This is a genomic window from Bacillus silvicola, from assembly GCF_050524305.1.
Classification (GTDB): domain Bacteria; phylum Bacillota; class Bacilli; order Bacillales; family Bacillaceae_G; genus Bacillus_A; species Bacillus_A cereus_AT.
The window spans coordinates 26,632-41,883 of record NZ_JBNGVC010000017.1 but is presented as its reverse complement, the minus strand read 5'-3'; the positions used below and the strand labels follow the sequence as shown (position 1 = coordinate 41,883).

Here is a 15,252-nt window from a genome sequence, read left to right as displayed (position 1 = left end):
ATTTTCTAGTTACATATTGTCATAAGGTTAAATTGACACAAGTCATAGGTTAATCATTACACTTTTGTACTACCGGCTATGACAACTTATAAATAATAATTACATTGATGAGTCGCAAGTAAGACTCGATTATGAGTTTGGGAGGGATTTTAAAGATGGATGATCTGTATGCCAAAATATTTTTATTCTAAGTTGTGTCTGTGGAAATGACAAGAAGTAAATTCGATAAACAAGTGAATTATAGGGGAAGGGCGGATTACAATGATATTACACGCAAAATCGTTCCACAATAAAGATAAAATCCAACGTGCTAAAATAGGACTTCAACTCTTTCTGAGTATCTTAATCATTACTTCTATTATCCTAAATGTAGTAGTAATAATTACAAAAAGTATGCCGCTTATTGTGGTATATATGTTTACCCCAGCATTATCTTCTATTTTGACTCGCATAATACTGAAAGAAGGGTTTAAAGATGTATCTTTTAGTCTCGGTAACTTAAAGATATGGAAGGGGATTGGTTTTGCTCTGCTAATCCCTATGATTATTTGTGGAATTACTTATTCTATCGCCTGGTTGAGCGGAATTGCGGGGTTTCAGTATCCCGAAGTTGGTATGTTTATTTTAGAACCGATCTACAATATGCTTGGGCTTCAGTATGTAACGGCACCATTCAGCTTCATTTATCTAGTAGTATTGAGCGGCATTTTCGGAAGTTTGCTTGGCTTAATCCCAGCTTTGGGAGAAGAAATGGGTTGGCGAGGTTATATGCTCACAAGGCTAGTCGATGCAGAGTTTTCACGGCCCATCCTTTTTAGTGGATTGATTTGGGCAACGTGGCATGTTCCAATAGTTATTGCTGGTCTATATGTAGCGGGACCATCTGTCGTTCTTTCAGTACTTGGTATCTATCTTTGTATTGTACCATTCGGTTATATTATAGCTTATTTACGACTTATTACAGGTAGCATTTGGCCTTCGGTTATCATCCATGCTACTTGGAATGCCATTATTCAAGGACCTTTCACACGTGCAAGTACAGGGTATCAAACTGAGATTTGGATTGGAGAATCTGGCTTGATAACCGCTATTATCATCTTGATTACTGCAATAATTGTGTCACGAATAATAAGATTTACTAAACATTGATTTTGTTTGTAAACAATTAATCAGTTTATGTGTAAATAGTTGTATTTTGATTATTTTCTTTAATACCATGTAGCATAATTTTTTCACTTTCAAAAGAGGTACTATGGAATGCTGTTGTTATTCAAAGATATAATTAACTAGAAAGAATTTTAGTGTTTATTATATAGAAAGATCAAAATGTTACAAGTCAATATTAACTAAGCCGCTATAAAATACCCCCATTCGATATTTTGAAAGAGGGTATTTTAATTTGGGATATTTGCCTTTCTTCGAATGATGGGCATATGCCATTACCCATCGCTATCCTCGAAAGGGTTCTGGTGCAAAGATTGTATTTATTTGAAAGAGGTATATTGATTCCTAATGGAATCTATTCTTATGCAGACATTCTGAATAGTTGATGAATAAACTTCACTTCATTTCATTTTGGACAGACTTGTCCCGTGAAATAAGTTGGCCTTTTTTAATGATATGCATCGCTTCTATTTATGAAAGAATAGATTTTGCTTTTCCATACCAATCACATCCTTTTTTAGAGTAATAGTATCAGTATGTCCAAGTCTGAAAGACTTTTTTTAGATATTTTGAAGTTTTTGCACCAGAATCAAAAAGAGCACCCAGTATAGGTGCCGGAATAAAAATTATTCAATGATAAAGATAATTACTTATCACCATTTTATTTGTATGTTTCAATTAAAAACATGAACAAAAATTGTACATGTCTATATAAAATCTATGTTCTGTCTATGTAAACATTTGTTTTATTTACAACGTAAATAAGAGTTCCATCTGGTGTAATATCTATACCAACAGGTTCGGTACCCACGTTAATTGTACCAATAACGGAATTGTTAGCGAAAATCCAAGGCTCTTTATATTGAGAAATAAAGAAGAGTCATTATAAAGAATCTTACTTTTTCATAAATAAAAGAGCAGCTAGCAAAAGCTAACTGCTCCAATCATGGAATATGGTTAAGAAATGGGTTGTATACAGTATTGACAGAATATTGAGTTTTATTCAGGGGTTTACTAATTATGTAGGTTACATGAGAAGTCCTATTAACATCCAGGCTGCTGTACAGAGATAATAAAGTTGTTTAATTTACAATAAAGTCGTTTAAAAAACGCAAGTCATGTTATTCAACAATCCGGCCATTTAATGGAATAAAAATCGCGAATCTAATTGGATATTTATGTTAATATTAGTGTAGAATTTGTGAAGGATTGTCTTAATCTAAAATTGCAATTAATTTTTTTGGTTGAACATATAAGTAGTTTGTATCGCTGTAGGTATTCAGATAACAAGGTAGACAAGGAGACTGAAATGATAAACTTTGTTAAGCAAGAAAAAGTTAAATGTTCTACATGCGGGAATAAAATCAGAGAAAAACAGGTTATGAGGAAAAGCCAATTTGCAATAGGCAAAATGTTCGTAATCGCCATACTAATGCTTATGATAAGTGTTAACGGAGTTGTATTTGCAAACGATAACGAATCTACAAATGGTAGTTTTGATATTTCTAAGATTGATCAGTTTATGACAAATGAGGTAGAGAGACTGAACATTCCTGGTGCATCATTGGCTATCGTAAAGGGAGATCAAGCGGAATATATACAAGGATATGGTGTTTCAAATCCAGACGGGACAAAAATGACATCGCAAACGCCAATCGTTCTTGGTTCGACTACTAAATCGTTCACGGCCCTTGCCATTATGCAGTTAGTGGAACAAGGAAAAATCGCCCTAGAAGAACCGGTGCAATCCTACATACCTTGGTTTCAAATTGCAGATGAAGAAGCATCTGAAAAAATCACCATTCAACATTTACTGAATCATACAAGCGGTCTTTCTACAAATGATGGTCAAGTATCTATATCACAAGGGAATAAAACATTAAAAGAACATATTAAAAGCTTGGCAAATACAGAATTGACATATTCTGTGGGCGAACAATATCAATACTCGAATTTAAATTATAACATTTTAGGTTTAGTCATCGAGGAGGTTACGAATAAATCGTATAAAGAGTATATCAATGAATTCATATTCAAGCCGCTTGAAATGAACAATAGTTATGTTAACCCAAAAGATGATACAAACAATGCAATTGCGACTGGATACCAAACTGTATTTGGATTAAAGGTGCCAACAAAGCAATTAATCCATGAAGGAACTGTTTCTTCAGGTTACCTTATTTCCAGTGCGGAAGATATGGCAAATTACATGATTGTACAATTGAATCAGGGAGAATTCAAAGGAAAAAGTATTTTATCAGCGAGTGCAATGACCACAATGCATCATCCATCAGCACTCATGGGGAATGATACCTACTATGCAATGGGATGGGAAGTGAATAATGAAGGAATCTCCCATAATGGATGGACAGAAAATACATACTCAAAAGTTGTGTTAGATGGGGAGTATGGCATCAGCTTGCAGATCAATTCAATGGATTATCTTAATCTTAATGAATATGATGCCATCATAAGCGGGATAAACAAGCTGGTACATAATGAAGAACCTTCTATATCTGATAGCAATCCATTTATGAAATATGTAATTATTGATTTGATTTTACTGGCAATAGTTGCTTTAATTGTTTGTTCAGCTTACAGAATTTTCAAACCTAAAAATCGTAAAGTAACAACATTCCGTAGGATTCTAAATGGGTTGTCTATATTAGTATTTAACTGGCTGCTGCCATTGATTATTTTGATTGGATTTCCTAAATTATTTGGTCCTTTGTCTACGGTAACATTATTTGCTCCAGGAATAGGGCATCTCTTATTTTTAATACCTTTGCTCTTTATAATTGTGGGAGTCGTTAAATTAGGTAAAGTAACACTAACATTAAAGAAAAATACTTTCGATGCATAAGCTGAAAAATCGTGATTGATTCCATTAAAGGGTACTATTGTTGAATGAGCCATAGATTTTTAAACGATTTTATTGTTATATTTTGAGTACAGTGAAGTATCTTATATCGAAAATTAAACAAGCATAACCCCGTCCTAAATTTAGAACGGGGTTATGCTTGTTTTGGGTTTAAAAATTAAAGAACTTTATTTTCTTTTCACACCAGTTTCATTATTAATTGGTTTACAAAAAAGGTCTTAAGTAAACTGAATTCTCCTAAAAAAATTCATTTAGTTCAACTATTTATTTATGCGATATTTGGCGTAATTTCATTAGGTATATTGTTTTCATTTGTTTTTATGGTACCTGACTTAGTATGGAATGCTCTTTTGGAATAATACTAGCTGTTTTATATTTCTTTGTATTATCGTCTTTAAAGAAAAGAGATAAATCAACATCCTGAATGTATACTTTTGATGATGATTTGTTTAGGGATTTTCACAGTTATCTTTCCTGGTTATCATAATATGTTTTATCTGCATATTTTTTATCTTTTCCTTTTAGGTAGGCTAAGATTACTTTTGGATTTTTAAGTAAAGCCCAGTCTCCATATTTATCAAATCTTCTGCATGAAGTTATCATTCCGTTTTTAATGGTACCGAATTTCTTATTATTTTGCTTTCCCCATTTTTTTAACCGTTTAGCGAAATCTGCATCTTCTGCCATAAGCATGTTTTCATTAAATCCGTTGATTGCCATAAAGTCTTTTCTATAACACCAAAAAATCCCTACAGATATAGCTCCATATTTAAAAAGTAAGGGGATTATTATTAACATTGCGGAAACGAATATTCCTAAAGATATTCTTTCAAACTTCCCAGTTACCCCACCGCCAATGTATTTATCTGAAGCTAAATATTTATCTACATTAGACAACATAGACTCTGTCATTTGGGTATCAGCGTCTATAGTAATGATTATTTCTCCACTAGCTATTTGGGCCCCAGCATTTCGGATTTTGGATAAGTTTTTATCGTTATTTTTTAATGTAATACAGTTATAAGACTTTGCTATTTCCTCTGTTTTATCTGTACAACGATTTAAAACAACTATGACTTCAGTTTGATCTTTATATGCCTCTGATGCCTTTGCAATTGAATCCAAACATTTTCTAATGTACTTTTCTTCATTGTGTGCAGGGATTATAATAGAAAATTTTACATCTTTTTTAAAATTGGCTCCTGAAGATTCGTTTGTTTCAGTCATAATATTCCCCCCTGTTATATAAAGTGAATATCTATTATATATATTAACATTTAGTGGGTTGTATTATAGAAACTGAAAGTAAACTATTATTTAAAAGTTTACTTTGGAATGGCTTTAGAAAAATAACATTCACTTCTTATGGAAAGTAGTCATAGGAATACATCATTCATTGTGGGCGGGGTGCACATAGTAAAAAAAAATAGCCTTGTCCAATCCATTATCATTCTTTTGTCATTTAATACTACAAAGGGGGTGAGAGGATGGAAAATAACGGAAAAATAACGTTTTGATTTGTAAAAAAAGATGGGCAAGAAATTAATTTGGGAAATCTTGATGATAGACGAAAAATTGTCATTGTCATTAATAATCAGATTACATTTGCACCGAATACAACACAAATTGCCAGTGGAGCCGGACAAAATAGTGTAGCAGGAAGTAATGCAGCAATCGATTCATCGAATATCCGACAGCAAGAAACGGTGGGCGCTGGAGGCGAAGCGATAAATAAAGGAATTAGTGGGGATCAGATTGAGCCACATAAAATGAAAAAAGAAACTTCGGATGAAGAAGCAGAAGTTGTACTCATCGTCAATAATCAAATTAATAGAGCCCGTGAGAAACAGGCTAGTGCTACTCAAGTGGCAAGTGGTGGTGGAGATGACAGTGCAGCGGGAACAAACGCTGCCATCGAAAGTTCTAACACCAAACAGCTACATGCAGTGGGAGGCGGAACGGATAGTTCGGCAGTAAACACAGGTGAAGAATGCGATTAAAGAAAGAAAAATAATTGCATTTTTTTCTTAATAGGGGTCACCATACATGCCCATCAACTTAAGGATAGAAACTCCACGGTTTTCCATTAATTGAAATGAACAAACTTTTAAACAGTATTATCCTCTTAAAAATGAGCATACGAAATAAACCCTAACGGGTTTCATTTTTTTACTTATGCAACTTTTTTTGGTTTTCTATATCCACTATACTCATAGATAACACCCATAATATCAAAGATAGTTTTCTTCTCATATCGATGAGATTTCCGACCATTTTTCTTTAGTAGGGTAAACAGGCAGATTAAAACCTTTGTTATTATATGGGTGTTTCTCTGTATCGCTTGATATAACAGGGATAGATGATCTTGAATCATCCCAATTGCTTTATATTCGCTTAGTTCTCTTTTGTGCTTTCGCAACAGAAGTTGGCGCATCTTAAACATCGTGGAAGAACAGATAAAAATGGCAATGAGTTTTCCATACACATGGCATTCTAATCGCTCTTGTTTGATAGTTTGCCAGTGATGAATTTGAAATAGAGATTTCCACGTTTTAAATATGATTTCGATCTGCCAGCGGAGGGAGTAAAAATCATGGATTTGTTCCATCGGAACCATCTCCCAAGGCGTATTCGTAACATATATGTTGATACCCGTTAATCGTTTACTCTCTTCTGAAAATGTAATCCCCTTTTTACTTTCGGTATAGCTTTGTTTTTTTCTACGTTCCAGTATTTGTTCCTCTGTTAATCGGTAGATGATTACTCTTGTAAATAATCTTTGGTTCTTGCCAATATACGCCTCTTTTATTTCATACGTTTGTCCTGGTTTTAACGTGTGCATAATGTTCTCTAAATCAACTTGGAAATACTGTGACTGTTTTTTGATTGTCCCATTTCGAAAGTATTCCGGAAACGGATTTTTCGTATAGACAGTATGGTTTAATTTAAGTCTTGATATATAGCACACGCCACGTTGGTCCATTTGATCTAAGTCTTCCAATGAAAAATAACCCAAATCGCGAATACATAAATCTCCTGGGCGTAAGGTATCTAAACAATCTGTTCCAAATGTTTTATCATTATTTTTTCCAGGCCCTACCTGGAAGTTTAAAAACTGTCCGCTGTGTAAGTCATATTCTAATTGAATCTTGATACCTGCTGTTTGTGCACAACCACCTGATCCAGGATATACATGAGCTAAATGTTTCGGTACTTGGAAAATCGTCGCATCTAAAATACGAATTCGTTGAAAATACGTGAGTGCTGCACTTGAAATGGCTGATGTTTTACAAAGTTTACTTTTCCATAATGCAGAAAAAATATATTTCAAAAATTCAACCGCTTTTTTATTAAAGCGTTTATTGAGTCCTTCTGGACTCATAAGAGTGCCTGTGGCTGCGTGTAATTGACTGCATAGTCGAACGAGAGAATCACTCGCTGTACGTTGACTTACCCAGATACATATGGTAGCTAATTCATTTCCTGAAAACTTTCGTTTTCTTTTTACAAAACCTAATTCTTTTGCGAGTTCTTCCAAAAGAGAAGAGGTTAAATGACGATACAGCTCTTCAGAAAATAGTTGTAATTCATCTTGAATCGAAAAATTCATAAAAAGTGTCACCCTTTCTGCCTAGCTTTTTAGAAAGAATAACGCCTTTTTATACTTGGGTGTAGTGAATATTTTTGAGCTGATAAGCATGTATGGTGCCCCCTATTACATTACCTCTAAAGATGTATAGAATTTTAATACTATTAGTGGATTTAATATTGTTTTTACATTGATATATTTAATATTCAAGAACAGAAAATAAGGGGGAAAACCATATGATTAAAGGGTTGTATGAAGCACACTTACCAGTTAGTAATTTAAAAAATTCAATTGAATTTTATCAAAAATTAGGATTGAAACTTGCTTGGCGTGATGAAGACACTGCTTTCTTTTGGATTGAAAAAGGTAAGAGTTGGTTGGGATTATGGGAAGGAAATGAGTATGAAACTTGATACCACCCTTCTTTACGACATATTGCTTTTCGAGTTTCATATGAAGATTTAAAAGAATCTTTAAAGTGGCTAGATTTTATTCAAGTTGAAGCTGTCCCATTTGGTAATAGAGAATCTACGGAGCCATTTATCCGCCCACACCAAGGTAATGCTTCAGTATACTTCAAAGACCCAGATGGTAACAGTTTAGAATTAATATGTCATATTGAAGTTCCTAATGAATTAAAACATATTACAGATAAGTTGTCCTTTGTAGATTGGGAGAAACTAGTTAATAATACATTTAAATGAGAGATGCGAGATAAGCTTATTTTACTAAATGGGATCACCACACATCAATATCAAGCAAATATTTTAGAGTATCCTCAAAACGAAAATTGTATCTCTTCATAGTTGTTCATGAAAATTCAGTTCACTTTTTTCATTTAGTGGAACAATTAATCTCTTAAGTTGATGGGCATGGGGTACCGCCAGCATTTTGGAAAAAAACCACGCTAAGAGCATGCAAGATTTTATACAGTTTTTTGGCTAATCCAATAACAAACAAGAACCCTAAAACCGCGCCAGGATAGGAATGTATAAAAAAATGCATAGATCCATATAATAAAAAAAGGAGGTTACCTTGTGAGAGTAAGGGAACCTCCTTTTCCTTGCTACCGATAATTGTGCGTTATGTGAACTAGATTTGTATAGAGCATGCATTCAACTATTTCGGATCTTCTTCAACTAAAGGGCCATTAAACGGAATAAGACTTTGATCAAAAATGGATATTTTAGTCCATATAGACGTTTGATTGGGAAGTAACAGCTAATTGGCAGGAAAGTTGAAGAAAGATGTCAAAGTAATAATACAGAAGATCTGAAATTACTTGGGCTTATTAGGAGATTGGGAGCTTTCGATTTTTAACTAGAAGGTGCGTTGATTCAATAAGAATCATCGCTTATTTTATTTATATTGGTGATTGAGAATAAACTAAGGGAGTGGTAGGAGAGATGGATTTATACTCACATAAACCTGAAGCTTACGAATGTCCATTTTGTCGGGTTGTATCAGGTAATGAAAAACCAAATAAGGGAACAAAACAAAGAGACATTATTTATCAGAATAAACACGTTACGGCGTTTATCGCGAGCAAATGGTGGCCTAATAACAAGGGACACGTTCTCATTGTTCCTAATGAACACTTTGAGAATATATATGAGCTTCCAGCAGAAATGGCTGCTGAAATTCATAGTGCTGCTCAATTGACAGCGCTCGCGATGAAAAATACATATGGATGTGATGGAGTTTCTACTCGACAACATAATGAACCTGCTGGAAATCAAGATGTGTGGCATTATCATCTTCACGTTTATCCGAGATATGAAAATGATAATCTCTACCTAACAAAAGGTTATTACACTGAACCAGATGAACGTCCTTTCTATGCAGAAAAGTTACGATTGTGGATACAAGAAAACGTTTAGTTGCCTTTTTAAAGTAAAGAACTTGTCTTTATTCGGCAAAGGGCGCGATTGTTCAATAAGCAGCACAAAAGAATCTTCAATCGAAGGTCCTTTTTCAGTACCGATAATGAGACGTTATGTTAACCGTAAGTGTATAAAATATACACTTAGATTATAGAATTTATAACATTTAAAACGAATTAACATTTCATACAATACGTCACTACTTTCTATAAAAAAACAAAATTAGTACCTGATACTATTATTTAGTGTTAATATAGAGATGAAAGGGGATTTAATATGAACTATACACAACAAGTAAAAAAATTTAAAAAAGACTATGTAGCCAAGATTCCCAAAAATGTTCAAACAATTATGCAACGAGCAACAGATGAATTAACAGCATCTAAAAAAACATTTAGTTTAAATGTGGGGACAAAAGCTCCTAATTTTACATTGCATAATCATAATGGGATTCCTGTCACTTTATACGAAGAACTAAAGAAAGGACCTGTTATCCTAACATTTTATCGAGGAGTATGGTGTCCTTATTGTAATATGGAATTGCGAGCATACCAGGCTATCCTAGACCAATTAAAGGAACAAAATATACAATTACTTGCTATTAGCCCTCAAATACCTGATCAAACTCTTACTACACATGAAAAAAATCAGCTACAATATCATGTATTAAGTGATTTAGATGATAAGGTATCAGAGACATATGGACTTAAATTTACAGTCCCTGATTATATGAGAGAATACTATATAAAGTTTGGAGCAAATTTACCTCTATACAATGGAAATGACTCTTGGGCCTTACCCATACCAGCTACTTATTTAATTAATAAAGCTGGTGAAATTACATTTACTCATGTGAATCCAGATTATACAAATCGAATAGATCCTCAAGATATACTGCAAATAATAAAAAATAAATAAGCCTATTAGGCTTATTTATTAGAACTTCCGAGAACGAGAATTATGTAAATGAGCTGTTCATATGGACGGCTTATTTTATTTTTTGCTTAGCGTGTTTTTTTCCGAAATGCTGGCGGTACCTCAAATATTACTTAACATGGTAAAATAATATTCGGATGAGAGTCCAATACATATTATTAAAACTAAAGTGATTCAAGTCGGAGGAAGGCACCTTAGGGTGTCTTTTCTTTATTTCAAGAGGACCTGCTCGAATTAAGAGAGTAGTCTGTCAAAAATCAAAGCCGTATTTTATATAGAAGCACCCAGTGGTTTGTTCTATATAGATAGTGTAAAATATCTTAACTAAACATTGGTAATAGTTGAACTAAACATTATCAATTTACTATATTTTGAATTAATGTGACAATAAATGGGCGCGAACATAACATTAATGTGTAAAAGGGATATTCTTTGAAATTAGTTATCATACGAGTAAACGATTTTTTTGAAGATAGTTTGATATAGAATTGTTTATTCTTTATATTAAAATTCATTATAAATAAAGGTAAGAAGGACTACTTACTTTTAGGTGATACTATGATTGTCATTCGGATGAATGTATTGAACAACATAATAAAACAGGAGGAATCTATGAAATTCACGGGCATTATTCGACATGTAGACGAGAAAGGGCGTATAGGTATCCCTACGGAACTAAGAAACATTATAGGCATGCAAGAAGACGCAGTGCCTTTAGAATTTTTTGTAGTAGACGAAATGCTCGTTCTACAACGGTATAGAGAATCTTGTGCCATAACTGGAAAAATATCCAGACGTAATATTTCATTGGCAAATGGACAGATTAAAGTACATCCCAAGAAAGTGAAACAATTGATAAAAGAGTTAAAAGAATATCTAGGAAAAATAGATTAATATAAGGGAACAGAAACATTTTTTTATACTTGCGGTACCCCATATTATTAAAATTAAAGTGGTTCAAGTCGGAGGAAGGAACCTTATGGTGTCTTTTCTTTATTTTCAAAAGGACCTGCTCGAATTAAGAGAGTAGTCTGTCAAAAATCAAAGCCGTATTTTATATAGAAGCACCCAGTGGTTTGTACTATATAGATAGTGTAAAATATCTTAACTAAACATTGGTAATAGTTGAACTAAACATTATCAATTTACTATATTCTGAATTAATGTGACAATAAATGTGCGCGAACATAACATTAATGTGTAAAAGGGATATTCTTTGAAATTAGTTATCATACGAGTAAACGATTTTTTTGAAGATAGTTTGATATAGAATTGTTTGTTCTTTATATTAAAATTCATTATAAATAAAGGTAAGAAGGACTACTTACTTTTAGGTGATACTATGATTGTCATTCGGATGAATGTATTGAACAACATAATAAAACAGGAGGAATCTATGAAATTCACGGGCATTATTCGACATGTAGACGAGAAAGGGCGTATAAGTATCCCTACGGAACTAAGAAACATTATAGGCATGCAAGAAGAATTGCATACTCTTTTCCAAGCAATTTTGTGTATTTTTAATATAATATAATTCTTTGTAAGGTAAACAAATTCATTTCGAGTCACTATAAAGGAGATAATACATATGTATCAAGATGAAAACACAATAGAGGTAGGATTTGTATTTAATGATGATGCACCTAAAATTCATAGAGGCTATATTAAGAACGATAAGTCACTAGAAATGCAACTAGAAGAACCATTCATACCAATTCAAATACATGGGGTGTGGAAGCACATTTCAACAAGACGTATCAATGAAATATGGGAAGCCAAAAGTTAAATTCTCATGACTTCCACAAGGGATTAGGGGTGAAGCGACACCCCTAATCCCTTGTCTTTTAAGATTTTAACAACATCAAGAACAAGTGCCTCTATTTCCGATTCGTCGGAAGTAGGGGTGTTTTTTCGTTTCTTAAAACAACCTCTTTTGTAATAGGGGTCATGTCACCGAAAGTGAAAAATTGTACGTTAAGAATTCATACCCTTGTTATAAAGAGGTAGCACTAACATAACGCGGATTCTATACGTTAAGGATATAACCCTTGATTTTATAACAAGGATTTCGTAATAAGAACCGAAAACGACCGTTTAAGGAGCTTTGTTTATATCTATCAAAACCAACTGAAATATGTTTAAAATCTAGTTCCAAAATTCATTACCAATTACCAAAAACAAAGTATCATAACAAACATCAAATACCGTTTATGGAACCTTCTTAACGTACGAAATTCGCGTTATGTTGGGGGGACTCCTAATAGGGAATAAATACAAAGGTCCTGAAAATTGGAATAACTGAGTATATTGTCATACAAAAGAAAATAAGGGATGAGTTCCAGAACAAATTATAAATAAAGAGGACAAATGTACCTTTGTATTAGGGGTACCGCCAGCATTTTGGAAATAAACCACGTTAAGCAAATTTCAACATAAAATCCCTTGAGTTTTGTCCTGTTAAGAACATTTTGATACAACACAATTTAAATTAGCGTTAAAATGGCTCAAACATCTTTAGCGTGTTTGAGCCATTTTGCGGTCTGTACCTAAATAAAAACAAATAAAGTTATGTAAAACTCGCTTTCCAAAAATGAACACATTCTTGTTAGGGTGTTTTTGCCCATCTCCCGAAAAAGGGCGTTTTTAAATAAATTTTATGGTACCTTGCAATAAACAATAGCGTGTGGTAAATTATTACAAATGGCGTATTATTTACTGTTAGGTACTGTTTAATGAATAGTACCTAAACACTCAAGAAAGGAGTGATTGTTCATTGAATGTACAATTTAAAAAAGGTGTCTTGGAACTGTGTGTTCTTGTGTTGTTGGATAAGCAAGACCGTTATGGTTATGAACTTGTTCAGGAGATTTCAGATCAAATCCAGATATCGGAAGGTTCGATTTATCCACTGTTACGACGATTAACCAAGGAAGAGTATTTTACGACATATTTGCAAGAATCAACAGAAGGGCCGCCGCGTAAGTATTATAAGTTAACTGAGAAAGGTAGGGAATACCTTCACGAATTGCTGACAGAATGGAACGAGTTTTCTAATGGAGTCAATCAATTAATCAAAGAAGGAGCGGGCAAATGAATAAAGAACAATTTTTGAAACAATTAAATACCTCATTAGTAAAGCTTTCGCAAGAGGAACGGCAGGATATTTTACAAGATTACGAAGAGTATTTCGCGATTGGGATGGAAAAAGGAAAAACGGAGCAGGAAATTTCAGCATCCCTTGGAAATCCGAAACAAATTTCCAAGGAACTAACGGCATCTTACCGTCTTGATCAAGTCGAGCAAACAACTTCTGCTGTAAATGTAATGCGAGCCACTTGGGAAGTTATTGGTTTAGGATTTTTTAACTTAGTAATTGTATTAGGACCTTTTATTGCGTTGGTAGGGGTTGTTATTGCAGGATGGGCATCAGCGATAGCCTTCATTCTTTCCCCGTTTGTCGTACTTATTACTCTGGTTTTGGGCAACTTTCTATTCTTTGATTTGTTCGTCGCATTAGGTCTTTGCGGAATTGGATTTTTTATTGCAATGGGGATGTATATCGCTACAAGTGCTTTAACTAAGGGGTTTATTCGTTATTTGAATTTTAACATTTCTCTTGTGAAAGGTGGTTTGAAAAATGATTAATATTAAAAAATTATCTATTATTGCACTATCCCTGTTATTAATCGGTATAGTAGGGGGCCTGTTTACATTTTCTCAAGTGATGAATAAGGAAACGAATATAGAGAAAAAATCGATTTCAGATGAGGTAACGGATGTAGATGTCATCGCTCAAAATGCAACTGTTGAAATCATCCCAACGACAGGTACGGATACTAATATAGAGTTAGAATCAAAAGAAGTGAAAGCTTCTAAGCTGAATCTTTCTGCAAATGTGGAAGGAAAGAAACTTACGGTTACATTAAAAGAACAAAGCTCCTTTAACATTGGTTTTCATATTCAATCGTTACATTTAAAAGTGTATGTGCCCAAGAAATCTTATAAGTCGTTTGTCGTTAAAAGTGCTAATGGAAAAGTAGAAATGGCTGAATTGGACATAAAGAGTCTGAACGTGGAATCACAAAATGGCCAAATTGACTTAAAAGATATCATATCTGAAAAGGTTGAAGTGAATTCTGCTAATGGAAGAATAGAACTTAATAATGTAGAGGGAAATCTGATAGGGGACTCGAACAACGGAAAAATTTCCCTTGTCACAAAAGACTTGGATCGGAATATTCAATTGAAAAGTCGCAATGCGAAGATTATGATTAAAACAGATAAGGAGCCAACCAATACAACCTTTGATGTTCATAGTAATAATGGGGGAATCGATATTCTCAATAAATATAAAGGAAATGTTGTTATTGGTAAAGGTGAAAATTTAGTTAAACTAAATTCAAATAATGGGAAAATCGAGATAATAAAATAGCAACAAAGCGAGAAAAAAGCTGATTCCATTGGAATTGGCTTTTTCAGTTAAGCAGTCATTTAAAAATGCATAGGTCCATAGAGCGAAAAAAGGAGCTTCCCTTGTGAGTGTAGAGTTCCCCCTTAATCTTGCTACCAATAACGATAATTATGTAAATGAGCTGTCCATATGGGCAGCTCATTGTATTTTTTGCTTAGCGTGTTTTTTTCCAAAATGCTGGCGGTACCCTATTGCCAGCAAGGTAAGAAATTCGTAGTTACATAAAACGAAATGATGAGCTAAATTCTTATAAATCACTAGCCTTAGAGAAGTGATTTTTTCGTTCTGGGGCATTTGTTTTTCTTAAGTTGATGGATGTGGGGTC

General features: G+C 33.6%; 12 protein-coding genes and 2 pseudogenes. 11 read left to right on the top strand and 3 right to left on the bottom strand.

Going from position 1 to position 15,252, the window contains the following annotated elements; all coding sequences use genetic code 11:
• The first annotated feature begins 261 nt into the window (after nucleotides 1-261).
• Nucleotides 262-1,149 carry a CPBP family intramembrane glutamic endopeptidase gene (locus ACP6L7_RS31675; protein WP_097832515.1) on the top strand — a complete coding sequence of 296 codons (888 nt, stop codon included), beginning with the start codon at nucleotides 262-264 and terminating at the stop codon, nucleotides 1,147-1,149.
• Between the two features lie 376 nt (nucleotides 1,150-1,525).
• On the opposite strand, the pseudogene ACP6L7_RS31670 reads toward ACP6L7_RS31675, so the two are convergent.
• Nucleotides 1,526-1,659, bottom strand: a pseudogene (locus tag ACP6L7_RS31670) (IS6 family transposase); the annotation flags it as partial.
• A gap of 886 nt (nucleotides 1,660-2,545) precedes the next feature.
• Between ACP6L7_RS31670 and ACP6L7_RS31665 the strand changes: the two are divergent.
• The gene (locus tag ACP6L7_RS31665) at nucleotides 2,546-4,027 is read left to right on the top strand and encodes a serine hydrolase domain-containing protein (protein ID WP_180232360.1); all 1,482 of its coding nucleotides are present in this window, start codon (nucleotides 2,546-2,548) and stop codon (nucleotides 4,025-4,027) included.
• Nucleotides 4,028-4,510: 483 nt separating this feature from the next.
• On the opposite strand, the gene ACP6L7_RS31660 is transcribed toward ACP6L7_RS31665, so the two are convergent.
• The gene (locus tag ACP6L7_RS31660; protein ID WP_071745320.1) at nucleotides 4,511-5,272 is read right to left on the bottom strand and encodes a glycosyltransferase family 2 protein; all 762 of its coding nucleotides are present in this window, start codon (nucleotides 5,270-5,272) and stop codon (nucleotides 4,511-4,513) included.
• A gap of 314 nt (nucleotides 5,273-5,586) precedes the next feature.
• Between ACP6L7_RS31660 and ACP6L7_RS31655 the strand changes: the two genes are divergently transcribed.
• The gene (locus ACP6L7_RS31655) at nucleotides 5,587-6,045 is read left to right on the top strand and encodes a hypothetical protein (RefSeq protein ID WP_240523178.1); all 459 of its coding nucleotides are present in this window, start codon (nucleotides 5,587-5,589) and stop codon (nucleotides 6,043-6,045) included.
• A 173-nt stretch (nucleotides 6,046-6,218) separates the two neighbouring features.
• Here ACP6L7_RS31655 and ACP6L7_RS31650 read toward each other — a convergent pair whose 3' ends face one another.
• Entirely contained in the window at nucleotides 6,219-7,655 is a 1,437-nt protein-coding gene (locus ACP6L7_RS31650) for an IS4 family transposase (protein WP_430529661.1), read from the bottom strand.
• Nucleotides 7,656-7,870: 215 nt separating this feature from the next.
• Between ACP6L7_RS31650 and ACP6L7_RS31645 the strand changes: the two are divergent.
• From ACP6L7_RS31645 to ACP6L7_RS31610, 8 genes and pseudogenes are all read left to right on the top strand, one after another.
• Nucleotides 7,871-8,338: pseudogene (locus ACP6L7_RS31645) on the top strand (VOC family protein).
• A 702-nt stretch (nucleotides 8,339-9,040) separates the two neighbouring features.
• A complete protein-coding gene (locus tag ACP6L7_RS31640; protein ID WP_098361677.1) occupies nucleotides 9,041-9,514 on the top strand; it encodes an HIT family protein in 474 nt (157 codons plus the stop codon).
• Between the two features lie 279 nt (nucleotides 9,515-9,793).
• The gene (locus ACP6L7_RS31635) at nucleotides 9,794-10,435 is read left to right on the top strand and encodes a peroxiredoxin-like family protein (RefSeq protein WP_097832511.1); all 642 of its coding nucleotides are present in this window, start codon (nucleotides 9,794-9,796) and stop codon (nucleotides 10,433-10,435) included.
• Between the two features lie 630 nt (nucleotides 10,436-11,065).
• A complete protein-coding gene (locus ACP6L7_RS31630; RefSeq protein WP_264541756.1) occupies nucleotides 11,066-11,347 on the top strand; it encodes an AbrB family transcriptional regulator in 282 nt (93 codons plus the stop codon).
• Nucleotides 11,348-12,044: 697 nt separating this feature from the next.
• The gene (locus ACP6L7_RS31625; RefSeq protein WP_097831881.1) at nucleotides 12,045-12,242 is read left to right on the top strand and encodes a hypothetical protein; all 198 of its coding nucleotides are present in this window, start codon (nucleotides 12,045-12,047) and stop codon (nucleotides 12,240-12,242) included.
• Nucleotides 12,243-13,229: 987 nt separating this feature from the next.
• Complete coding sequence (locus ACP6L7_RS31620; RefSeq protein WP_097831880.1) at nucleotides 13,230-13,550, top strand: PadR family transcriptional regulator; 321 nt, start codon at nucleotides 13,230-13,232, stop codon at nucleotides 13,548-13,550.
• On the top strand, nucleotides 13,547-14,101 hold the full coding sequence (locus ACP6L7_RS31615; RefSeq protein WP_097831879.1) for an HAAS signaling domain-containing protein: 555 nt from the start codon (nucleotides 13,547-13,549) through the stop codon (nucleotides 14,099-14,101). Before ACP6L7_RS31620 ends, ACP6L7_RS31615 begins: the two co-directional genes overlap by 4 nt.
• On the top strand, nucleotides 14,094-14,888 hold the full coding sequence (locus ACP6L7_RS31610) for a DUF4097 family beta strand repeat-containing protein (protein WP_430529660.1): 795 nt from the start codon (nucleotides 14,094-14,096) through the stop codon (nucleotides 14,886-14,888). Before ACP6L7_RS31615 ends, ACP6L7_RS31610 begins: the two co-directional genes overlap by 8 nt.
• Nucleotides 14,889-15,252: the final 364 nt, after the last annotated feature.